Raw genomic sequence first — 22,256 nt, forward strand, 5'->3', positions numbered from 1 at the left:
TGCTCGCGGGGGTTCCATGGATCTGCTCATCGGTGTCGCGGTCTTCGCCGTACTCGTCCCTATCGGCCTCAAACTGGCGGCACGGCAGGACCGCAGAGGCCACCGGCCGCCGTACCGGCACTCGCCCCGGTCATCCCGCCCGCCCCGGCCACGTCGCGGCGGTGGCCCTCCGCGCCCGGGTGCCTCTGCTTCCGCCCAGGCCGACCGGTTGCGCCGTCGTGCCCGCGGTGGCGTGGGCCGTCGCGCGGCGGCCGGATTCGGCATCAGGAGCCGGGCCGCTGAGGGAGATCGCGCGGACGCCGCACGGTGGGCCGCCGGTGCCGAGGGCGAGCGCCGCACCGGCCGGTTGCTCGAACGGCTCGGCCCCAGCTGGATCTCGCTGCACGATCGTGCACTGCCCAGGGGACGGGCCAACGTCGATCACCTCGTCATCACGCCGACCGGGGCTCTGGTCAACGTCGACTCGAAGATGTGGGGAGCGAAGGACGCCGTCCACGTCCGGAGCGGCCGGGTCTTCCACGGCGCCGAGGACCGTACCGATCGCGTCGAATCCGCGCTGTACGAGTCGCGCACCGTCGCGGGGGTGCTCGGCCGTCCGGTGGCCACGGTCGTCGTCGTCCACGGGGCGCGCGTGACCGGCGGGCGGATCACCCTCCCGGGCGCCACGATCGTGCCGGCGGACAGCCTCCTCGCCTTGCTGCGGCAGATCGACCGCGAGAGCGGTCGGCGGCCGGATCCGGGCGCGGTGCGGGCGTTGATGGAGCGAGCCGAAGCCGGGCTGCCGCCGTACCCGGGATGATCGGGTGGTTCGGCGAGCCGCTGTGCCGGGGGAGAGACGCGGGACGCGGGGGGCAAGGCGGGCACGGGACCGGAGTGATAGACCTGTCGCATGTCTCCCAGTGATGAACCGCTGCTGCCGGGCGTGGACCCCCGTGCGGAACGGTCCCCCGTCTTCTGCCGGCTCTGCGGCCGGCCGCTGACCGGCCGCGAGGCCCGTACATGGGGGCTGGGGCCGGAGTGCCGCGAGAAGCTGAGGCTTCGCGGAGCACCCCGACCCCGGGTGACCGAGGTCGATCAGGACACGTTGCCCGGCGTCTGACCGGTGCCCGCGTCGGCGCCGCCGGCGTGTTCCACGGGGATCCACAGCTCGGCGTCGGCCGTGGTGCCGTCCGGGGAGAGCCGGGTCCGCAGGATCTCGGGACCCGGCGCACTCCGGTACGGGTTGGACGGGAACCACTGGGTGTAGATGTCCCGCCACATGACCTGGAGAGCGGCCGGGAACGCCCCCGAACTCTCGAACACCGCCCAGGTGCCGGCCGGTACGGCGAGGGCATCGAGATCCGGCGGGGCCGCCGCGCTGGTCACCACCGCGTGGTAGTAGTCCAGTTCCGTGCCCTCCGGCCCGGTACGGTCCTCGAAATTGGCCGTCACGGCGACAATTCCGGCCGGATCCTGATCGGACAGTTCTTCCAGCCGCTCGATGGTGTCCGCACCGATGCTCTTGATGAACGTCGCGATCGCCGGATTGACGCCCTCGTACACCAGCGGAACCCGGGCCTTGCGGCCGACCACCGTGAACGCGTCCTTCTCGGCCAGGCGATAGCGCATGCTGCTGCTCCCTTCGACAATGAGGCGAAAGGACATCCGGGGCTGTGAGCGCAGCACGGCCCCCGTACGGCGGGCCTCGCCCGGCCCGACCCCGTGCAGGGCACGGAACGCGCGGGCGAACGCCTCACCCGAGCCGTAGCCGTAGCGGACGGCGATGTCGAGCAGGGTCCGCTCCCCGGCCAGCACCTCGGCACCGGCGAGCGTGAGCCGCCGGCGCCGTACGTACTCGGACAACGGCATCCCGGCGAGCGCGGAGAACATCCGCCGGAAGTGGTACTCCGACGTCAGCGCGATCCGCACCAGCTCGGGCATCTCGATCCGCTGATCGAGATGCCCCTCGACGTACTCCATCGCCTGATTCAACCGCTCCAGCACCCCGGATTCCTTCCTTCGTGTCGACCACGCTAGGAAAGGACCACTGTGCCGGACCCGACATCCTGTGCCCGGAAGGATCGGGTGCTGTGCGGTGGGTGCGGTGCGCGCGGGAAGCGAGAACGGGGGCTACCGCACCACCAGCCAGCCCAGCAGTGCCAGCAGCGCCGCCAGGAAGAGGACCAGGCCGATCGCCACCGGGGCGCCGCTGCCGCTTCCGCCGCGTCGGCTCGTGCGGCGCGCGGCGCGGGCGTAGTCGCGGTCGCGGTCGATGTCACGGCGGGTGGCGCGGTCCAGGCGGCGTTCGCGCTCGTTCTCCCTGCGGCGGTCGCGGTCCAGCTCGCGGTCCAGGGAGCGGTCCGCGCGGCGTTCCTGGTCACGGTCCCACTCGCGCCCGCGGTCCATGTCGCGGCGCTGTTCGCGGTCCCGCCGCTGCTCCCGCTCGCGTTCGCGCCGCTCCCGGGCCGCCCGCCCCCCGCGGTCATCGTCGTTACGGCGGTAGTTTCCGCGCCCCCGCGCCATGCGATGGCCTCCCTCTTCTGGTGTCGCCTCCACCGTCGCCGGATGGCTCACCCCGCCGCAAGAGGTGTTTTCGGACACCGGCCCGCTCCCGCGCAGCCCCCGTGAGCTGCCGCTTCACGATAATCGGACGTTTGTTCGATGTCTGGTTTATGGTGGACCGGACGGCAGGCAGGAGGTGCGGAATGACGGCGAACGGCAGCGGCTTCACACAGCTGCGCGTCGTGTCCGGGTTCTCCGCCCGGTACGGGGCCTCCCACCCCGAGCGGCTCGCCGAACGCGCCGCCGAACGCGGCATGGACGCCCTCGCCCTCACCGACCGGGACACCCTGGCCGGCGCCGTGCGGTTCTCCAAGGCCTGCGGCCGGGCCGGGGTACGGGCGCTGTACGGGGTCGACCTGGCCGTTCACCTGCACCCGGCCGGCGCGCAGGACCGCGCGCCGGCCGCCGCCCGCCGCCGTACCCCCGTCCGGGGCGGCGCCTTCACCGACGAATCCGCGCCCCGCGCCCTCTTCCTCGCCCGCGACGGCGCCGCCGGCTGGGCGCAGCTGTGCCGGCTGGTCACCGCCGCCCACGCCCGGGACGGCAAGCACCCCTTCCTGCTGCGGGAGGACCTGAGCGCCACGGCGGCGGACGCGTCGGCCGACGGCGCGATCCTGGCCCTCCTCGGCGGCGACTCCGAGGTCGCCCGCGCCCTCGCCGCCGGCCGCCCCGACCGCGCCGCCCGCCTCCTGGCCCCCTGGCGGGACCGGTTCGGCCCCGGACTCCGGCTCGAAGTCGACGCCTCGGCCACCACGCGCGACGCCGCCAGGACGCTCGGGTTCGCCCTCGAACAGGGCGTCGTCCCCGTCCTCACCAACGCCGTCCGCTACGCCGACCCCGGCCAGGGCACGGTCGCCGACGTCCTGGACTCCGCCCGCCGCCTGGTCCCCATCGACCCGCGCGGCGCCGGCCGCGACAACGGCGAACACTGGCTCAAGGACCCCGCCGCCATGGCGGACGCCGCCCTCCGCGTCGCCGAGGCCGCCGGCCTGCGCCGCGACGCCGCCCACCGCCTTCTCCAGCAGACCGGCGACACCGCCGCCGAGTGCCGCGTCGACCCCGAGGACGACCTCGGCATCGGCAGCGTCCACTTCCCCGAGCCCCATCTCGTCGGCGCCCACGCCCGCACCGCCGACCGCGTGCTGCGCTCCCGCTGCGCAGCCGGCATGGTCACCCGCCGCTACGACCGGGACCGTACCCGCTGGGAACGCCTCGACCAGGAGCTGGACACCATCGGCCGGCTCGGTTTCGCCTCCTACTTCCTCACCGTCGCCCAGGTCGTCGACGATGTCCGCGACCTCGGCATCCGCGTCACCGCCCGGGGCTCGGGCGCGGGCTCCCTCGTCAACCACCTCCTGGGCATCTCCCTCGCCGACCCCGTCGAACACGGCCTGCTCATGGAGCGCTTCCTCTCCACCCGCCGCGCCGTCCTGCCCGACATCGACATCGACGTCGAATCCGCCCGCCGCCTCGACGCCTACCGCGCCATCTTCGACCGCTTCGGCGAGGAGCGGGTGGCGACCGTCGCCATGCCCGAGACCTATCGCGTACGGCACGCCATCCGCGATGTCGGCCTGGCCCTGGGCATCGACCCGGCCGAGACCGACCGCCTCGCCAAGGCGTTCCCGCACATCCGCGCCCGCGACGCCCGTTCCGCCCTCGCCGAACTGCCGGAGCTGCGCGGCATCGCCGCCGAGGAGCACGACCCGCGGCTGTGGGAGCTGGTGGAGTCCCTGGACGCCCTGCCGCGCGGCGTCGCCATGCACCCCTGCGGCGTGCTGCTCTCCGACCGCTCGCTGCGCGCCCGGACCCCCGTCGTCCCCACCAGCGGCGAGGGCTTCGCCATGTCGCAGTTCGACAAGGAGGACGTCGAGGACATGGGGCTGCTCAAGCTCGATGTGCTGGGGGTGCGGATGCAGTCCGCCATGGCGTACGCGCTGACCGAGATCGACCGCGCCACCGGCGAACGCGTCGACCTCGACGGCGCCGTGACCCAGGGCCCGCCGGACCCGGCCACCTACGAGCTGATCCGCTCCTCCGAGACGCTCGGCTGCTTCCAGATCGAATCACCCGGCCAGCGCGATCTCGTCGGCCGGCTCCAGCCGCGTACCTTCCACGATCTGGTGGTGGACATCTCCCTCTTCCGGCCGGGCCCGGTCGCCGCCGACATGGTGCGGCCCTTCATCGCCGCGCGGCACGGGAAGCAGCCGGCCCGCTACCCGCACCGCGACCTGGAGCCGGTGCTGCGCGAGACGTACGGAGTGGTGGTCTTCCACGAGCAGATCATCGGCGTGCTGAGCGTGATGACCGGCTGCGACCGCGGCATGGCGGACGAGGGGCGGCGCGCGCTGTCCGATCCGCGGCGGCAGGGGCGGGTGCGGGCGTGGTTCGCGGAGGAGGCCGGCAAACGGGGGTACGCGCCCGAGGTGATCGCCCGCACCTGGGAGATCGTGGAGGCGTTCGGCAGCTACGGCTTCTGCAAGGCGCACGCGGTGGCCTTCGCGGTGCCCACGTACCAGTCGGCGTGGCTGAAGACGCACCATCCGGCGGCTTTCTACGCGGGGCTGCTGGAACACGATCCCGGGATGTACCCGAAGCGGCTGCTGCTGGCGGACGCGCGGCGGCGCGGGGTGCCGATCCTGCCGCTGGACGTGAACCACTCGGACGTGAGCTATCGAATCGAACTGGAGTGCGAATCAGGGGTGTTGGGCGTACGTCTCGCGCTGAGCGAGGTGCAGGGCATCACCGAGGCGGAAGCCGAACGGATCGCGGCCGGGCGGCCGTACGCCTCACTCAGCGACCTGTACGCGCGGGCCCGCCCCGCCCGGCCCACCGCCGAACGGCTCGCCCGCACCGGAGCACTCGACGCCTTCGGCGCGGGCCGCCGTGACCTGCTGCTGCACATCGCCGAACTCCACCGGCAGCAGAACCGCCAGACGCGCGGCGCGCGGCAACTGCCACTGGCGGACACGGCGCGCACCGCCCCGGCCGGCCTGCCCGACCTGGACGCGGAGGAACGCACGGAGGCCGAACTCGGTGTGCTGGGCATGGACGCCTCGGGACACCTGATGACCGCGCACCAGGACTTCCTGCGGGAGCTGGGAGTGGTACCGGCCCGCGCGCTGCGCGACGCCGAACACGGCACCACGGTGCTGGTCGCCGGCGCCAAAGCCGCCACCCAGACGCCGCCGATCCGGTCCGGCAAGCGGGTCATCTTCGCCACGCTGGACGATCTGACGGGCCTGGTGGACCTGGCCTTCTTCGACGACAGCCACGAGGCGTGCGCGCACACGGTCTTCCACTCGTGGCTGCTGCTGGTGCGCGGAACGGTCCAGCGGCGCGGGCCGCGCAGCCTGAGCGTGGTCGGCGAAGCCGCCTGGGACCTCGCCGAACTGGCCGGACTGCGCCGCACCGGAGGGCTTGAGGCGGTGGCCGAACGCCTCGCGCCGCGGCCGGAACGGGACGGGGAGGGCGAGCGGTCTCCCCGTGGCGGGGGACGGACGATCGAGCTGGGAGGGTACGCACTGCACCCGTGGGCCGACCTGCGCCCGGCCGGCGACGCCGCAGGCCCGCGCAAGCTGTGGCACGCCAGCCCGGGGAGCGCCGGATGACCACGACGGAACGCCGCCACCGCCGCCCGGGCCACCGCGCGGGCCGTGGCCACACCCACGCCCATGCCCACGGACACGAGCACGAACAGTCCGCCGCGGACCGTACGTCCGGTCCCGCCCCGGGCGGGACGGGCACCGGCCCGTCGGCGACCCCCGCCGTGGCACCCGGCCCGGCCCTCGCGGGCACCGTCGGCCGGGACGCGCCGTCGGCGGGCGACGGCGTTCCCGTTCCCCACCGCCACGGCCCCGATGCTCCGGCCATCGGCATGGACGCGGGTCCGCGCAGCGGACCGGACCCGGCGGAGCGGGAGGTACGGCCCGGGGACGACCCCCCGGCTGACCCGAGTGCCGGTGCGGCCGGTGCCGCGCCCGGGGGAAGCGCCCCCGGCACCGGCAGCCGTCCGGGGACCCGGGAGCGAGCCGTACTGTATGTCCGTTTCCACGGCGCCGCCGAGGACGCGTACCCGGGACTGCTCGATCTGCTGCACGGCATCAGCCCCATCGTCCAGGCGCTGCCGCCCGACGCCGCGCTCGTCGATGTCTCCGGGGCCCGCCGGTACTTCGGGCGGGAAGCCGTCTCGCTGGCCGAGCTGATCCGGGTGCGCGCGCTCGCGCTGCACGGGGTCGACGTCACCATCGGGGTCGCCCGCAACCCGCTGCTCGCCCGGATGGCCGGACAGCAGGGCGGGGGCCGCGGGGTGCACGAGGTGACCGACGCCGGCGCGTTCCTCGATCCGCTGCCGCCCACCGCCCTGCACGGCATCGGCGCCGCCACCGCCCGGGCCCTCGACGGGTACGGCCTGGACACCATCGGCCGGGTCAACGCCGCCCCCGCCGCCACCCTCCAGCGCATCCTGGGCGCGGCGCCCGCCCGCCGGCTGCGCGAACTGGCCCGCGGCGTCGACCCGACGCCCGTCACCCCGGCCGCCCCGCCCCGTTCACTGCGCGCCGATCACCGCTTCCCGCACGACGAACTCGACCCGGCCCGCCGCCACGGCGCCCTGCTCGCCCTCGCCGACGACCTCGGCTACCGGCTGCGCGGCAGCGGGCAGACCGCCCGCACGCTCACCCTCACCGTCCGCTACGCCGACCGCTCCACGACCACCCGCAGCCGTACCCTCCCCGAACCGACCGCCCACACCCCCGTGCTGGCGGCCGCCGCCCACGCCCTCCACGACGTGCTGGGTCTTCAGCGGGCCCGGGTGCGTACGGTCTCCCTGCGCGCCGACGATCTCGCCGACGCGGACCGCGCGCACCAGCAGCTGACGCTCGATCCGCGCGACGAACGCCGCCGGGCGGCCGAGGCGGCGGCCGACCGGGCGCGGCGGCGGTTCGGGGCGGCGGCGGTCGGTCCGGCGGGCGCGGCTCAGTCCGTACCGAGCAGGGCGGCCACGAACGGGTTGCGGAAGACTCCGGCCGGGTCCCGGGAGAGCACCAGCCGCCGGAAGTCCGCGAACCGCGGGTAGCTCGCGGTGACCGTCGCCGGCGGCATCATGGTGAGCTTGCCCCAGTGCGGGCGGGCGCCCAGCGGGAGCAGCCGGGCCTCCATCTCGCCCAGCACCGGGAGTACGCGCTCGGTCTCCAGCGTCCAGGTGAAGTGGAACGCCACCGTCTCGCGCCCGGAGGACGGCGAGAGCCACAGCGCGTCGGCGGCGATGGTGCGGACCTCGGAGACCTGGAGCACCGGTGCCATCCGCTCACCCAGCTCCCGCAGGACGGCGAACGCGGCGGGCGCGGCGGAGCGCGGCAGGAAGAGTTCGGACTGGAGCTCCTCGCCGTGGCTGGGGGAGTAGTCGGGCCGGAAGTGCGGCAGCCGCTCGTGCCAGGGGCCGGGTACGCCCAGCTGCTGGGTGGAGTGTTCGGTCGGGGCGCCGGGGATCGGGTGCCAGGGGGCGGTGGCCAGGGTGCCGCCCTGCCAGTCCTCGCCGGGGTGGGCGCCGCTCTCGCGGTCCAGGCGCCGCTTGAGGACGACCGTGCCGCGTCCGTCGTCCCAGCGGGTGAAGGTGGACACGCTGTACGCGGCGCCGGTGATCTCGTCGAACCGTGCCGTGTCGATGCCGTCCAGCGGGACGTTCTCGTAGACCCACTGGGCGGCCTGGAAGGCGGGTTCGATCTCCAGCTCCATGGCGGTGATCACGCCCAGCGCGCCGAGCGAGACGACCGCGCCGGGGAAGACGTCTGGGTCGGCGTCGCGCTCCAGGCGGGCGATCTCCCCGTCGGGGCCGATCAGTTCGACGGCGGTGACGGCGTTGGCCAGGCCCGGTTGGGAGTTGCCCGAGCCGTGGGTGCCGGTGGTGCAGGAGCCGGCGATCGAGATGTGTGGCAGGGAGGCGAGGTTCGCGAGCGCGAAGCCCGCCGCGTGCAGGGCGGCGGTGACCTCCGCGTACCGCATCCCGGCGCTGATGGTGACCCGGCGGCGTTCCGCGTCGATCTCGGTGCGTGGCGGCAGTCCGTCCACCCGGACCAGATCGCCGGGGGTGTCGGCGATGAGGTTGAAGGAGTGGCCGCTGCCCAGGACGCGCAGTTGCGGCGAGCCGGCGACGATGCGCCGCAGTTCCCCGACGGTGGCCGGGCGGTGGGTCCGCCGGGCGCCGAAGGTCACATTGCCTGCCCAGTTGCGCGCGGGCGCGTTGATCGTCACCATGCGCTGACCGTAATACGAAATGACCACGAAAGGGCAGGTGGTCGGGCAACCTTCTTCCGGCGGGCGGCGACGCAGAGGTGATCACGCGAACCTCCCGCTCCGGAAGGACACCAGATGAAGCTCGGTACGACGGTGGGCGCGCTGCTCGGTGCGGCGGCCCTGGTGGTCACGGCACAGACCGTGCACGCCGCCCCCGATCCCGCGCAGGCCACCGATCCCGCCTCGGCCACCGCACCCGGCGCCACCTCCGCCCCCGCGCCGGCCGCCGCCCGGGCCGCGCTCGCCGACCCGACCATCGTCGTCGCCACCGACGGTGACGACGGCGCGGCCGGTACGGTCGCCGCCCCGCTCCGTACCCTCCAGGCCGCCGTGGGCCGCGCCCAGCCCGGCGACGTCATCGCGGTGCGCGGCGGAACGTACGCCCTGACCACCAACATCCAGATCCTCACCTCCGGCACCTCCGCCGCCCCCATCACCCTGGGCCCCTACCAGGACGAGCGGGTGATCATCGACGGCGATCTGCTGCCCGCCAGCCACACCCCGGTCGGCGGCAGCATCCCGCGCCCGCAGCGCGGCGCCATCCACCAGGAGGCGTCGTGGTGGCGCATCCACGGCCTCGAACTCACCAAGGGCCCGTACGGCGTCTACTGCGACGGCTGCAACGACAACGCGTTCACGAACCTGACCACCCGTGACAACTACGAGACCGGCTTCCAGCTCCAGGGCAACTCCAGCCGCAACCTGATCGAGAACCTCGACAGTTACGACAACCACGATCCGCGCAAGAACGGGGAGAGCGCGGACGGCCTGGGCATCAAGGAGGGCCGCGGCGAGGGCAACCGGGTGGTCGGGGCCCGGCTGTGGCGCAACGCGGACGACGGGTTCGACGCCTGGCTGTTCGAGTCGGCCATCACCATCGAGAACTCCCTCGCCTGGGGCAACGGCTTCAACCACTGGGACTTCCCCGACTTCGAGGGCGACGGCAACGGCTTCAAGATGGGCGGCGGCAACCCGGGTCCGGCCGCCGCGCACACCCTCACCCACTCCATCGCCTTCGACAACGCGGAGGACGGCATCACCGACAACGGCAACCCGGGCGCGCTGACGATCTCCCGCACCACCACGTTCCGCAACGGTGACACCGGCTACCAGGTCAACCGCTCCGACTCCACCCTGACCGCGAACCTGTCCATCGCGGACGCCCGCGCCGTCAACCTCGGCAACTCCACCGCCATCGGCAACTCCTGGAACATCGGCGGCGACTGGGGCACCGGCTCGGTCCTGTCCACCGACACCGCCCTGGTGACCGGAGACCGGGCACCGGACGGTTCGCCGCCGTCCACCAGCTTCCTGATCCCACGCGGCGGAGAGGCCATCGGCGCCCGTCTGTGACCGGACCTCGCCGTTCCGTCCCCAGCGGTGGCGCCCGACCCCGTGCCGCTTCGGCCCGGCGCGGCGCCACCGCCGGGCAGCCCGGGGAGCCCGGCCGAGATGATGACAAGATGATCCGCATGCTCTCGCCCACGGTCGGAGACCTGCTCCGTGACCTGCATGCGTCACTGACATTGCGCAAGCGGCCCGAGGATGTTGCCCAGCTCATCCAGGACCTCCACGCCGCACAGGGGACGGTTCTCGACCCGGCGACCGAGGCGGCACTCGCCAAGGGCGCCGAGCACTCGCTGCGCCATGTCTGGCACGGTTACACCTCCATGGCGGAGGAGTTCACCCGCCCCATCGGTGCGCAACGCCAGCTCGCCCGAGCGGCGGCCCTGTTCACGAGCGTGCCGGAACTGCCGCAGAGCGCGGGCGAGGATCCCGCGCTGATCGAGGCGGTGATCCGTCGTGCGGGCGAGGAGATCGGCCGGTCGTACGGGCAGCACAACACCGGTCAAGACCGCCTCGATCGCACCGGTCGCGCGGCGGCGGGCCTCGGAGAGATCTCAAAACGCCAGTACAACAAGCGCTTCCGGCTGCTGCGCCGGATGGAAGCCAAACTGGCCCGGCTCGTTCACGAGCAGCACCTCCGTGAAGCGGCGATGACGGGCAAGGGCGCGTTCGCCCACGCGCTGCCTTTCGAACTGTTCGCCACCGACATCGACTCGGCGGCCTTCATCGCCTACCTCACGGCACGCGGCTACATGCGCAGCGTCTTCACCAACGGCCGGCAGCGTCAGGTCTACGACGAGGTCGCGGAAGCCTTGTTCCAGCGCCTGCGGGACGCTCCCGAGCGGACCTGCTGGTACGCGGTCGCGCACACCTACCCGACGGCTGAGGTGCTGGCCCGGGTGTCCGACCGGGACCTGACCCGGCTGCTGGCCCGGTGGAACCGCTGTCTGCACCAGACCGCCGGCCTCCTGGAGGAGGTCTGGGAGCGGCAGCCACCGGCACGCCACACGATGATCGTGCGCCGCGGTGACGACTCATCGACGTGGAACCTGGCCGCGCAAGCGTGGAACACCGCGCGGGCCCACTGGCTGGCCCTGCTCACCGAGCTGGGGCAGGAGGAGATCCTGGACCGTGTCTGCCCGGGCAAGGTACCCCGCCTCATGGCCGGCGACGTCGCGTACTGGCACCGCGCCGGCGGCGGCGGACTCCACCCGGACACCGCCGTGTGGGCGGAGCTGCCGCTGCCGTGGGAAGTCCTCCGGGGTGAGCGGGCGTGCCCACGCTCACGCGTCGAGGCCGCCTGCGCCCGCCACGGGGTGGACCCGGTGGCCGGCGCCTGGACCGCCCCGAGGCCGGCGGCCGAAGCCGTCTCCTTCCGTCGCACGCCAGAGCTGGTGCACGGAGTCGCCGTGGCGGACCCGCTGATGGCCGGCGTGCTCCGGTCGGCGGGGGTCTTCTCCGGCAAGCGGAACCGGGCCGCGCAGGAGGAGCAGTGACCGCACGCAGGGAACGTGCCGAGCCGCCCGCAACCACCGGTTGACCCGTGCGGCAGTCTCGGCCATGATCGCGGTGGCGACGGGGAAGCTCTGCGGTGGAGCACCTGGCTCTTCCGGGTGGACGCAGGTTCGAATCCTGCCCTCGTCGCCCTCCATGGACCCGCCCGGCGCCCCCGGTCCGCCCGAAGGCGCCGGCACCAGCCCCCGCGCCGTCGGCACACCGCACGCCGTACCTCCCGGGTGCGCTGCGCCAGCGCGGGGGCGGCAGGCGGGAAGCGGGCGCACCCCTCCCTCCCTCGTGCCCGTCAGCGATGCTCGGGGTTCTTCGCGCCCGGGCGGCAGCCCGCTTCCCACTCCGTGCGCTGGTTGCCGTGCGCCGGAACCCCGCCCGCGCGCTTGAGCAGCGCGGCCAGATGCATCAGATTCCACGCCATGAACGAGGTGTTGCGGTTGGTGAAGTCGTTCTCCGGCCCGCCGGAGCCCGGGTCCAGGTACGAGGGTCCGGGCCCCGCCTCCCCGACCCACCCGGCGTCCGCCTGCGGCGGGATCGTGTACCCCAGGTGCTGAAGGCTGTAGAGGATGTTCATGGCGCAGTGCTTCACGCCGTCCTCGTTGCCGGTGATCAGCGCGCCGCCGACCCGCCCGTAATAGGCGTACTGGCCCCGGTCGTTCAGCAGCGCCGAGCACGAGTACAGCCGCTCGATCACCTGCTTCATCACCGAACTGTTGTCGCCGAGCCAGATCGGCCCGGCCAGCACCAGGATGTCGGCGGCCAGCACCTTCTCGTACAGCGCGGGCCAGGCGTCCCGCTCCCAGCCCTGCTCGGTCATGTCCGGCCACACGCCGGTGGCGATCTCGTGGTCGATCGCCCGCACCACCTCGGTCCGCACTCCCTGGGACTCCAGGACGGCCCGGCTGATGTCGATCAGCCCGCCGGTGTTGCTCGTCTCGGGCGACCGTTTGAGCGTGCAGTTCAGATACAGCGCGCGCAGGTTGTCATATCGCAGAGGGGTCTCATCGCTCACGCCCTCCATGGGACGGGAGAACGGGCGTACGGGCCGGGCGGCATACCGGCCCCCGGCCCGCGATTCACCCGTACGCGACGGGTGGTGACGCGGCGGATGTACCGGGCGGGGAGCGGGCCGCGCCGTAGAGTGCCCCCCATGAGCGACGTCACGATCCGTCTCGCACAGGAGCCGGCGGCCGACGCGCTGCTGGGCCGCAGCCCGCTCGCCGCCCTGGTGGGGATGCTCCTGGACCAGCAGGTCCCGATGGAGTGGGCCTTCGCCGGCCCCTACACGATCGCCACCCGCATGGGCGGGGACGATCTGGACGCGCGGGAGATCGCCGCGTACGACCCGGAGGAGTTCGCCGCGCTGCTCTCCACCAAGCCCGCGGTGCACCGCTACCCGGGTTCGATGGCCGGGCGCGTCCAGCAGTTGTGCCGCTTCCTGGTGCAGCGGTACGACGGGGACGCCGAAGGCGTGTGGCGGGACGCGGCCACCGGCGCCGAACTCCTCAAGCGTCTCACCGAACTGCCCGGTTTCGGCAAGCAGAAGTCCCAGATCTTCCTGGCGCTGCTCGGCAAGCAGTTCGGGGTACGGCCGCGGGGCTGGCGGGAGGCGGCCGGGGACTACGGGGAGGACGGCGTCTACCGTTCGGTCGCCGACATCACCGGGCCCGAGTCCCTGGACAAGGTCCGTTCCCACAAGCAGGAGATGAAGCAGGCCGCCAAGGCAGCCCGGACGGCGGCCAAGAAGTAGCGGCGCGGGCACGGCGGCCCGTTCCTTCCCGCGCGTACGCACGGGAAGGAACGGGCCGCGCACCTCACACGCCGAATGCCTCCGGATAGCGGATCGTTCCGGCCGGCACCGGCCGCCCCGGGTCCAGAGCGAGCGCCATGACGGCCTCGTCCGGCACCTCGAAACCGACCCGGACACCGAACTCCGAGGCCGGGGTGAAGCCGAACCTCGGGTAGTACCCGGGGTGTCCGAGCACCGTCACCAGGTTCTCACCGCCCCGGGCGCCGGCCGCCGCCAGCACCGCCCGGATCGCCGCCGCTCCCGCGCCCCGCCGCTGGAACTCCGGCCGTACGGCACACGGGGCGAGCGTGAGCACCGGCTCACCGTCCACCCGGCCACGGGTGAGCAGCGCATAGCCGGCGATCGTGCCGTCCGGCGCCTGCGCCACCACCGAGAGTTCCGGCAGCCACACGCTCCCGTCCGCCCGCAGCGCCTCCACCAGGTCCGCCTCCAGCGGCGTCGGGAACGCCCCCAGCAGCACGTCGCGGATCGCCGCCCGGTCCGCCGTACCGGCACTCCCGGGGTGTTCGGCTCGGGTGGTCCACATGCTCTGCTCCTCGGGGACGGCCGGGGACAGGACGTAGCGCCGGCAACGGTGGTCGGCGCCGTGCTCGCGGCGCGGCGCGGTGTTCGGGTCCTCGCTCACTTCTGCCGGCCTCCGTCCTTGCCGTAGACCGAGCGCAGATGGCGGCTGATGGCCTTCTGCCGGTTGATGGTCTCCTTGTGCAGCACCGCGCGCAGCCGGTCATCGTGCCGGGCCGCCGCCCGGCGGCCCTCGCGTTCCAGTTTGCGGTAGCTGGCCAGCCGCCGCTCGGGCAGTTCGCCGTCCTCGATGGCCCGCTGGATGGCGCACCCGGGCTCGCTGTCGTGCGCGCAGTCGGCGAACCGGCACGCGCGTGCCAGTTCCTCGATCTCCGCGAACGCCTGCTGGAGACCGGCGCCCGCCTCGTGCAGGCCCACCCCGCGCAGCCCCGGGGTGTCGATGAGCGTGCCGCCGCCCGGCCCGGGCAACGGCACCAGTTCGCGGCTGACGGTGGTGTGCCGGCCCTTGCCGTGCTGCGCGGTGCTCACCGTGCCGGTGCGCAGCACCGCCGAGCCCAGCAGCGCGTTGCCCAGGGTGGACTTGCCGGCGCCCGAGGTGCCCAGCAGTGCGACGGTGCCGCTGAGCGCGGCACGCAGCGCGTCCATGCCCTCGCCGCTGGGCGCGGCGACGGGGAACACCTCCACGCCCGGCGCCAGTGATTCCGCCTCCGCCCGGTCGGCCTGCGGGTCGGGGCTGAGGTCGGCCTTGGTGAGGGCGATCACCGGCCGGGCGCCGCTCTCCCAGGCCAGGGCGAGCAGCCGTTCCAGCCGGTCGGAGGAGATGGCGTCGGCCAGCGGCACGGTGACGACGATGGTGTCGACATTGGCGGCCAGCACCTGGCCGCGTGAGGTCCGCGCGGCCTCGGCGCGGACGATGGCGGTACGGCGGGGCAGCAGCGCCTCGATCCGGTCGCCGCGCACGGCCGCCCAGTCGCCCGTGCAGGGGGCGGTGACGGCACGGGAGTCGGCGTGCAGCGCGCCCTCGCCGGTGACGACCTCGCAGCGGCCGCGGTCCACGCGGACGATACGGGCCGGGGTCAGGCCTTCGGTGCGGTAGGGGGTGAAGTCCTCTTCGAGGGACGTGTTCCAGCCATAGCCGGAGAGCACGTCGGGAAAAACGTCAGACAACGGTGGTAACCCTTGCGGACAAGGGGCCCCTGCGGTGTGAAAACGCGGAGAATCGTGGAATCAGACCGGGGCCCGGGATGTGAGGGTGGTCATGGTCCGGGCGTTGCGCACGGCAACGGTCTCGTTCGCAGCCATCAACCTCACCTCCCTCAGCTCATCCGGTGCGCGACCCACGTGTCGCGGCCCGCACACCGTAGCACCGGGCGGGCCGGCGCTGCCAGTGAGTTCGGGCCGCCCGTTTTCCCCGGTCCGCTGTCCGCGCCCGTCGCGGTTCAGCCGCGCGGCGGCGGGGCGGTGCTCTCCCGGATCACCATGTGCGTGGGCACCAGCGTCGTGCCGCGCTCGGGCGCGTGCTGCTCGCGCATCTTGCGCAGCACCCCGGCCACGCACCGCCGCCCCACCTCGGCGAAGTCCTGGTGGACGGTGGTCAGCGGGGGCGGGAAGGACCCGGCCTCGGGTATGTCGTCGAAGCCGACGACGCTCACATCGCCCGGCACGGACTTGCCCGCCTCGTGCAGGGCGCGCAGCAGGCCGAGCGCCATCTGGTCGTTGGCGGCGAAGACGGCGGTGCACTCGGGGTTGCGGGCCAGCAGCAGTCCGGCCCGGTATCCGGACTCGGCGCTCCAGTCGCCGGCCGCCATCGGCGGCACCTCGCGGCCGGCTTCCTCCAGGGTGGTGCGCCAGGCGCGCACCCGCCGCTGGGCGGCGAAGGACTCGGGGGGCCCGGAGATGTGCCACACGGTGCGGTGGCCGAGGTCCAGCAGGTGCTGGACGGCTTCGCGGGTGCCGCCGGCCTGGTCGGTGTCCACGACGCTGTAGCGGTCGCCGGCGTTGGAGTCGGCGACCACGACCTGGACGTGCGGGGGCAGCGGCAGGACCTCGACGTCGGTCAGGCTGACTTCCATGATCACGATAGCGGCGTCGACGGCGAGTTCGCCGAGCCGGGTGAAGGCGCCGCGCACCCCGTCCTGGGTGGGGGCGCTGACCGGGATCAGCGTGATCGCGTACCCCTCGCTCGCGGCCGAGGCGGCGATCGCCTCCAGGGTGCGGACGTTGCCGGTGGTGGCGAGGGTGAACAGGATGACGCCGATGGTCCGGAACTCCCCGCGTTTGAGGGCGCGGGCCGCGCTGTTGGGGCGGTAGCCGAGCTGTTTCATGGCCGTGAGCACCTGCGACCTGGTCTCCTCGCCGACGCCCGGGTGACCGTTGGAGACCCGGGAGACGGTCTGCGAGGAGACCCCGGCGAGCCGGGCGACATGGGCCATCGACACCCGCTGGGTACGCCGCGGTGCCGGTACGGCGGCTGCCCCGGGCACCGGTGCGGTGGCCGGCTCCGTCGCCGGCTCTGGCTGGTCCTTGGCCACCTGAGTGATCACGTTCCCCTCGTGCCTCGTCCGCGCTGCTGCACTGCCTACGCGGCTGTGACGTCATACATCAACTCTTGACGGCGATCAGGGAGCAGTGTAAGCATCCAGCCATTGATGTTTACGTAAACATAATCCAACATGTTTACGTAAACATTCCGCACGACGGAACAAGGATTCGGCCATGACAACGTTGTCACCGCCCCGGGGAGCGGGACGAGCGGGAAGCTCCAGCCCGGCCCGTTCGCCCCGGCGGCAGCGCGACCGGCGCTCCTGGACCGGCTGGGGCTTCATCGGGCCGTTCATGGCCGTCTTCGCCCTGGTGTTCCTGGCACCCATCGGTTACTCGATCTACCTCAGCCTCTTCCGCGACCAACTGGTCGGCGGCACCACCTTCGTGGGCTTCGAGAACTACCAGCGGGCCTTCGAGGACCCGCAGTTCTGGTCCGCGCTCGGCCGGGTCAGCCTCTTCCTGGCCGTCCAGGTGCCGATCATGCTCTTCCTGGCGCTGCTGGTGGCCCTCGCCCTGGACAGCGGCCGGCTCTACGGCACCAACTTCTTCCGGATATCGATCTTCCTGCCGTACGCGGTGCCCGCCGTCGTCGCCACCATCATGTGGAGCTTCATGTACGGCTCCCGCTTCGGACTGATCGGCAACATCAACGACGCGTTCGGGGTCTCGATACCCGACCCGCTCTCCCCGGAGCTGATCCTCGCCGCCATCGGCAACATCGTCACCTGGGAGTTCATCGGCTACAACATGCTGATCTTCTACTCGGCGCTGCGGGTCATCCCGCACTCCCTCTACGAGGCCGCCGAGATCGACGGCGCCGGCCAGCTGCGGGTCATCACCGCCATCAAACTCCCCGCCATCCGGGGCGCGCTGGTCATCGCCACCATCTTCTCGATCATCGGCTCCTTCCAGCTGTTCAACGAGCCGTCCATCCTGCAGAAGCTGGCCCCCAACGCGATCACCACGTACTTCACGCCCAACCTCTACACCTACTCGCTGTCCTTCTCCGGCCAGCAGCACAACTACGCCGCCACGGTCGCGATCATCATGGGCGTCTTCACCATGATCATCGCCTACGCCGTGCAGCTGCGCGGCATGCGAAAGGAAGCGTGAGCCACGCGATGGGAACCCCGGCTTCCGCCGTACGGCTGCGCACCCCGCGCCGCCCGCGCCCGCCCCACAGCGTCAACCGGCCGCGCCGCAGCCTCACCCTGACCCTGCTCACCGGCCTGGTCCTGGTGTACACCCTGGTCCCCCTGGTGTGGCTGTTCATCAACGCCACCAAGACCCAGGGGTCCCTGTTCGACTCCTTCGGCCTGTGGTTCAGCGGCGACTTCGCGCTGTGGGACAACATCGGCAAGACCCTCAGCTACAACGACGGCGCCTTCGTGCGCTGGCTGCTCAACACCCTGCTGTACGTGGTGGCGGGGGCCGGCGGCGCCACCCTGCTGGCGGTGCTCGGCGGTTACGCGCTCGCCAAGTTCACCTTCCCCGGCAAGCGCGGGGTGTTCGCCGTCATCATCGGGGCGGTCGCCGTCCCCGGCACGGCGCTGGCGATCCCCACCTTCCTGATGTTCAGCCAGATGGGGCTCACCAACACCCCCTGGGCCGTCATCATCCCCTCGCTCATCTCGCCGTTCGGCCTCTACCTGATGTGGGTCTTCGCCTCCGAGGCGATCCCCACCGAACTGCTGGAGGCCGCCCGCATCGACGGGTCCAGCGAGATCGGCACCTTCTTCCGGGTCAGCCTGCCGCTGCTGGCGCCCGGCATCGTCACCGTCCTGCTGTTCACCATGGTCGCGACCTGGAACAACTACTTCCTGCCGCTGATCATGATCAAGGACCCGGACTGGTACCCGCTGACCGTCGGCCTCAACTCCTGGAAGGACCAGGCCGCCACCGCCGGCGGCGAGGCCATCTTCAACCTGGTGATCACCGGCTCCCTGCTGACGATCATCCCGCTGGTCATCGCCTTCCTGCTGCTCCAGCGCTACTGGCAGTCGGGCCTGTCCGCCGGAAGCGTCAAGGAGTAACGGCGCCCGGCACCCGCTGCCTTCCCGCACGACCCCCTCGTCCCCCCGTCCCTGTGAAATCTGACAAAGAAGTGAGATGGACACCATGAGCAACACCACTGTGCGCCGTCTGGTGCGGACCACCGCCGTGGTCGGCGCCCTGGCCCTGGGCGTCACCGCCTGCGGCTCCTCCGACGACGGCGACGGAGCGGGCGGCGGGGGCGGCGCGTCCTCCGGCCTCACCCCGGCCGACGTCGAGGCGGCCCTGGAAGAGGGCGGCTCCCTCACCGTGTGGTCCTGGGAGGCCACCCTCCCCGCCGCCGCCCAGGCCTTCATGGACGAGCACCCCAACGTCAAGGTGAACGTCGTCAACGCCGGCACCAACAAGGACCAGTACACGGCCCTCCAGAACGCCATATCGGCCGGCTCCGGAGTCCCCGACGTGGCCCAGATCGAGTACTACGCGCTCGGCCAGTTCACCCTCTCCGGTGCGCTCACCGAACTCGGCTCGCTCGGCGCCGACCAGCTGGAGGGCACCTTCTCGCCCGGCCCCTGGAGCGCCGTGCAGTCCGGCGACGGCATCTACGCGCTGCCCACCGACTCCGGCCCGATGGCGCTGTTCTACAACAAGACCGTCTTCGACGAGCACGGCATCGAGGTCCCCACCACGTGGGAGGGGTACCTGGAGGCCGCCCGCGCCCTGCACGAGGCCGACCCGGACATCTACATCACCAACGACACCGGTGAGGGCGGCGCCGCCACCAGCATGATCTGGCAGGCCGGCGGGCGCCCCTACACCGTCGACGGCACCGACGTCACCATCGACTTCTCCGACGAGGGCACCACCGCCTACACCGACCTGTGGCAGCAGCTGCTGGACGAGGACCTGCTGGCCCCCATCACCAGCTGGACCGACGAGTGGTACCAGGGCCTGGGCGACGGCAGCCTCGCCACCCTCGCCACCGGCGCCTGGATGCCGCCCAACTTCGAGTCCGGTGTGCCCAACGCCGCCGGCGACTGGCGCGCCGCCCCGCTCCCGCAGTGGGAGGAGGGCGCCAACGTGAGCGCCGAGAACGGCGGCAGCTCCATGGCCATCCCCAGCGCCGGCAAGAACCAGGCGCTCGCCTACGCCTTCGTCGAGTACCTCAACGTCGGTGACGGCGTGAAGGTCCGCACCGACGCCGGCGCCTTCCCCGCCACCACCGCCGACCTCAACTCCGAGGAATTCCTCAACACCGAATTCCCCTACTTCGGCGGCCAGAAGGCGAACGAGATCTTCGCCGAGTCCGCCGCCAACGTCGGCACCGGCTGGTCGTACCTGCCGTACCAGGTCTACGCCAACTCCATCTTCAACGACACCGCCGGCCAGGCCTACATCTCCGGCACCACCCTCGCCGACGGCCTCAAGGCATGGCAGGACGCCTCCATCGCCTACGGCAAGGAGCAGGGCTTCACGGTCAACGACTGACCACCGCCCGCCGACACCACCGCAGCCGCCTACGGGCGCGGGCCGCACCGCCTGCCCGCGCCCGTACCGGCCCCTGCCTCGTCCCACCGCACCACCGCGTACCAAGGAGCACGATGACCCGCGCCCCCGCACCCGCCGCCCACCGCTGGCCGCGCCTGCCCGGCATCGGCTACGGCGCCGACTACAACCCCGACCAGTGGCCCCGTGAGGTCTGGGACGAGGACATCGCGCTCATGCGCGAGGCCGGCGTCAACGTCGTCTCCCTGGCGATCTTCTCCTGGGCCCGCATCCAGCCCACCGAGGACAGCTGGGACTTCGGCTGGCTCGACGAGATCATGGACCTGCTGCACGCCGGCGGCATCACCGTCGACCTGGCCACCGCCACCGCCTCCCCGCCGCCGTGGCTCACCGCCAAGCACCCCGAGATCCTCCCCGTCACCCGCACCGGCGAGACGCTGTCACCCGGCGCCCGCCAGCACTGGCGCCCCACCTCGCCCGTCTTCCGCGAGCACGCCCTGCGCCTGGTGGACGCCATGGCCAAGCGGTACGCCGACCACCCCGCCCTCGTCGCCTGGCACATCTCCAACGAACTGGGCTGCCACAACCTCTACGACTACTCCGACGACGCCGCCCGCGCCTTCCGCGCCTGGCTGCGCGGCCGCTACCAGAGCCTGGACGCCCTCAACCACGCCTGGGGCACCGCCTTCTGGTCCCAGCGCTACAGCGACTGGGAGCAGATCCTGCCGCCCCGGCTCGCCGCCTCGCACCCCAACCCCACCCAGCAGCTGGACTTCAAGCGCTTCTCCTCCGACGCGCTCAAGGACTACCTGCGCGCCGAACGCGAACTGCTGCGCGGCATCACCCCCGACATCCCCATCACCACCAACTTCATGGTCATGGGCGAGACCAAGGGCATGAACTACGCGGACTGGGCCGCCGAGGTCGACTTCGTCTCCAACGACCACTACATCCTGCCCTCCCCGCAGGCCCAGGACGAACTGTCCTTCTCCGCCAACCTCACCGGCAACATCGCCGGCGGCCGGCCCTGGTTCCTGATGGAACACTCCACCAGCGCCGTCAACTGGCAGCCCGTCAACCGAGCCAAGGGCGCCGGTGAACTGGCCCGCGACGCGCTGCTGCACGTCGCCCACGGCGCCGACGCCGTGTGCTACTTCCAGTGGCGGCAGTCCGCCGCCGGCGCCGAGAAGTACCACTCCGGCATGGTCCCGCACGCCGGCCGCGACAGCGAGGTCTTCCGCTCCGTCACCACCCTCGGACAGCGCCTGAAGGACCTCGCCCCGCTCGCCGGCGCCGACCGCGCCCCCGCCCGCGCCGCGATCCTCTTCGACTGGGAGTCGTGGTGGGCCAGCGAGCAGGACTCGCACCCCACCGAACTGCTGCGCTACCGGGCCGAAGCCCTCGACTGGTACTCGGCGTTCCTGGCGCTGGGGGTACGCGCCGACGTGGTGCCCACCGGCACCGCACTGGCCGGGTACGACCTGGTCGTGGCGCCCGTGCTGCACGTCGTACCGGCCCCGCTCGCCAAGGAGCTGACCGACTACGTGGCGGGCGGCGGCCACCTGGTCACCACCTACTTCTCCGGCATCGTCGACGAGAACGACCACGCCCACCTGGGCGGCTACCCGGGACCGCTGCGCGACCTGCTCGGCATCCGCATCGAGGAGTTCGCGCCGCTGCTGCCCGGCGAGAGCGTCGCGCTCGACGACGGCACCACCGGCACCCTGTGGAGCGACCGCATCGAGATCACCGACGAGGCGTCCGTGGAGGTCCTGGCCTCCTACCGCTCCGGTGAGCTGGCCGGCCGCCCCGCCCTCACCCGCCGCACCCCGGCCACCGGCAACGGCTCGGCCGCCTACGTCTCCACCCGGCTCGGCCACGAGCAGCTGCCCGGCGTGCTGGCCCGGCTGCTGGAGGCCGCCGGCATCGAGGGCGAACTGCCCGCGCCGGCCCGCGGCAAGGTCGAACTCACCGTACGGGCCCACCAGGGGCACGCGTACTGGTTCCTGATCAACCGCACCGAGGAGCCGGTCGACCTCACCGGCATCGACGGCGAACTCCTCACGGGGGAGACCGCCCCGCTGCCCGCCCGCGGCGTCGCCGTCCTGCGCCGCGACCTCCCCTGAACCATCACCGCAGTTCCGCTTTTCCCCATCGCAACGAAGCGAGCAGAGAAGAGGTTCACACCGGA

18 protein-coding genes and 1 tRNA gene are annotated in these 22,256 nt (G+C 72.5%); 12 read left to right on the forward strand and 7 right to left on the reverse strand.

Annotated elements, in window-relative coordinates:
- Nucleotides 1-232 precede the first annotated feature (232 nt).
- Together SXIM_RS24120 and SXIM_RS28325 are read left to right on the forward strand one after the other, a co-directional pair.
- On the forward strand, nucleotides 233-799 hold the full coding sequence (locus SXIM_RS24120; protein WP_053116285.1) for a nuclease-related domain-containing protein: 567 nt from the start codon (nucleotides 233-235) through the stop codon (nucleotides 797-799).
- Nucleotides 800-889: 90 nt separating this feature from the next.
- Nucleotides 890-1,099 (forward strand): DUF6011 domain-containing protein, encoded by a 210-nt coding sequence (locus SXIM_RS28325; protein WP_078635395.1) that lies wholly within the window; start codon nucleotides 890-892, stop codon nucleotides 1,097-1,099.
- Here the strand turns inward: SXIM_RS28325 and SXIM_RS24130 are convergent.
- Together SXIM_RS24130 and SXIM_RS24135 are read right to left on the reverse strand one after the other, a co-directional pair.
- Entirely contained in the window at nucleotides 1,075-1,983 is a 909-nt protein-coding gene (locus tag SXIM_RS24130; RefSeq protein ID WP_046725111.1) for an AraC family transcriptional regulator, read from the reverse strand. The genes SXIM_RS28325 and SXIM_RS24130 overlap by 25 nt on opposite strands.
- Nucleotides 1,984-2,109: 126 nt before the next feature.
- A complete protein-coding gene (locus tag SXIM_RS24135) occupies nucleotides 2,110-2,502 on the reverse strand; it encodes a hypothetical protein (protein ID WP_052385195.1) in 393 nt (130 codons plus the stop codon).
- Between the two features lie 182 nt (nucleotides 2,503-2,684).
- Between SXIM_RS24135 and SXIM_RS24140 the strand changes: the two genes are divergently transcribed.
- Together SXIM_RS24140 and SXIM_RS24145 are read left to right on the forward strand one after the other, a co-directional pair.
- A complete protein-coding gene (locus tag SXIM_RS24140; protein WP_046725112.1) occupies nucleotides 2,685-6,152 on the forward strand; it encodes a DNA polymerase III subunit alpha in 3,468 nt (1,155 codons plus the stop codon).
- Nucleotides 6,149-7,618, forward strand: coding sequence for a DNA polymerase Y family protein (locus SXIM_RS24145; protein ID WP_376047083.1), 1,470 nt, complete (start codon nucleotides 6,149-6,151; stop codon nucleotides 7,616-7,618). Before SXIM_RS24140 ends, SXIM_RS24145 begins: the two co-directional genes overlap by 4 nt.
- On the opposite strand, the gene SXIM_RS24150 is transcribed toward SXIM_RS24145, so the two are convergent.
- A complete protein-coding gene (locus SXIM_RS24150; protein ID WP_046725113.1) occupies nucleotides 7,519-8,796 on the reverse strand; it encodes an FAD-binding protein in 1,278 nt (425 codons plus the stop codon). The two genes, SXIM_RS24145 and SXIM_RS24150, sit on opposite strands and share 100 nt — an antisense overlap.
- Nucleotides 8,797-8,910: 114 nt before the next feature.
- Here SXIM_RS24150 and SXIM_RS24155 point away from each other — a divergent pair, with 114 nt between their 5' ends.
- The 3 genes from SXIM_RS24155 (at nucleotide 8,911) to SXIM_RS24165 (ending at nucleotide 11,826) form a co-directional block, all read left to right on the forward strand.
- On the forward strand, nucleotides 8,911-10,188 hold the full coding sequence (locus tag SXIM_RS24155; RefSeq protein ID WP_030731102.1) for a right-handed parallel beta-helix repeat-containing protein: 1,278 nt from the start codon (nucleotides 8,911-8,913) through the stop codon (nucleotides 10,186-10,188).
- A gap of 119 nt (nucleotides 10,189-10,307) precedes the next feature.
- Nucleotides 10,308-11,678 (forward strand): hypothetical protein, encoded by a 1,371-nt coding sequence (locus SXIM_RS24160; protein WP_046725884.1) that lies wholly within the window; start codon nucleotides 10,308-10,310, stop codon nucleotides 11,676-11,678.
- 78 nt (nucleotides 11,679-11,756) lie between these two features.
- Nucleotides 11,757-11,826: transfer RNA gene (locus SXIM_RS24165), tRNA-Arg, on the forward strand.
- Nucleotides 11,827-11,983: 157 nt separating this feature from the next.
- Here the strand turns inward: SXIM_RS24165 and SXIM_RS24170 are convergent.
- Entirely contained in the window at nucleotides 11,984-12,703 is a 720-nt protein-coding gene (locus SXIM_RS24170) for a flavodoxin family protein (RefSeq protein WP_375878784.1), read from the reverse strand.
- Between the two features lie 138 nt (nucleotides 12,704-12,841).
- Here SXIM_RS24170 and SXIM_RS24175 point away from each other — a divergent pair, with 138 nt between their 5' ends.
- On the forward strand, nucleotides 12,842-13,441 hold the full coding sequence (locus SXIM_RS24175) for an HhH-GPD-type base excision DNA repair protein (protein ID WP_030731112.1): 600 nt from the start codon (nucleotides 12,842-12,844) through the stop codon (nucleotides 13,439-13,441).
- A gap of 64 nt (nucleotides 13,442-13,505) precedes the next feature.
- On the opposite strand, the gene SXIM_RS24180 is transcribed toward SXIM_RS24175, so the two are convergent.
- The 3 genes from SXIM_RS24180 to SXIM_RS24190 all read right to left on the reverse strand — a co-directional run bounded on the left by SXIM_RS24180 (nucleotide 13,506) and on the right by SXIM_RS24190 (nucleotide 16,455).
- Entirely contained in the window at nucleotides 13,506-14,126 is a 621-nt protein-coding gene (locus SXIM_RS24180) for a GNAT family N-acetyltransferase (RefSeq protein ID WP_342783632.1), read from the reverse strand.
- Nucleotides 14,123-15,190 (reverse strand): ribosome small subunit-dependent GTPase A, encoded by a 1,068-nt coding sequence (rsgA, locus tag SXIM_RS24185; protein WP_030731118.1) that lies wholly within the window; start codon nucleotides 15,188-15,190, stop codon nucleotides 14,123-14,125. Before rsgA ends, SXIM_RS24180 begins: the two co-directional genes overlap by 4 nt.
- 272 nt (nucleotides 15,191-15,462) lie before the next feature.
- On the reverse strand, nucleotides 15,463-16,455 hold the full coding sequence (locus tag SXIM_RS24190; RefSeq protein WP_234306860.1) for a LacI family DNA-binding transcriptional regulator: 993 nt from the start codon (nucleotides 16,453-16,455) through the stop codon (nucleotides 15,463-15,465).
- Nucleotides 16,456-16,738: 283 nt separating this feature from the next.
- Between SXIM_RS24190 and SXIM_RS24195 the strand changes: the two genes are divergently transcribed.
- The 4 genes from SXIM_RS24195 to SXIM_RS24210 all read left to right on the forward strand — a co-directional run bounded on the left by SXIM_RS24195 (nucleotide 16,739) and on the right by SXIM_RS24210 (nucleotide 22,191).
- Nucleotides 16,739-17,680, forward strand: coding sequence for a carbohydrate ABC transporter permease (locus SXIM_RS24195; RefSeq protein WP_030731123.1), 942 nt, complete (start codon nucleotides 16,739-16,741; stop codon nucleotides 17,678-17,680).
- Nucleotides 17,681-17,688: 8 nt separating this feature from the next.
- On the forward strand, nucleotides 17,689-18,600 hold the full coding sequence (locus SXIM_RS24200) for a carbohydrate ABC transporter permease (protein WP_030731125.1): 912 nt from the start codon (nucleotides 17,689-17,691) through the stop codon (nucleotides 18,598-18,600).
- An 85-nt stretch (nucleotides 18,601-18,685) separates the two neighbouring features.
- A complete protein-coding gene (locus tag SXIM_RS24205; RefSeq protein WP_030731128.1) occupies nucleotides 18,686-20,047 on the forward strand; it encodes an ABC transporter substrate-binding protein in 1,362 nt (453 codons plus the stop codon).
- 113 nt (nucleotides 20,048-20,160) lie between these two features.
- Nucleotides 20,161-22,191, forward strand: coding sequence for a beta-galactosidase (locus SXIM_RS24210; protein ID WP_030731131.1), 2,031 nt, complete (start codon nucleotides 20,161-20,163; stop codon nucleotides 22,189-22,191).
- Nucleotides 22,192-22,256 lie beyond the last annotated feature (65 nt).

Source organism: Streptomyces xiamenensis (genome assembly GCF_000993785.3).
GTDB lineage: Bacteria > Actinomycetota > Actinomycetes > Streptomycetales > Streptomycetaceae > Streptomyces > Streptomyces xiamenensis.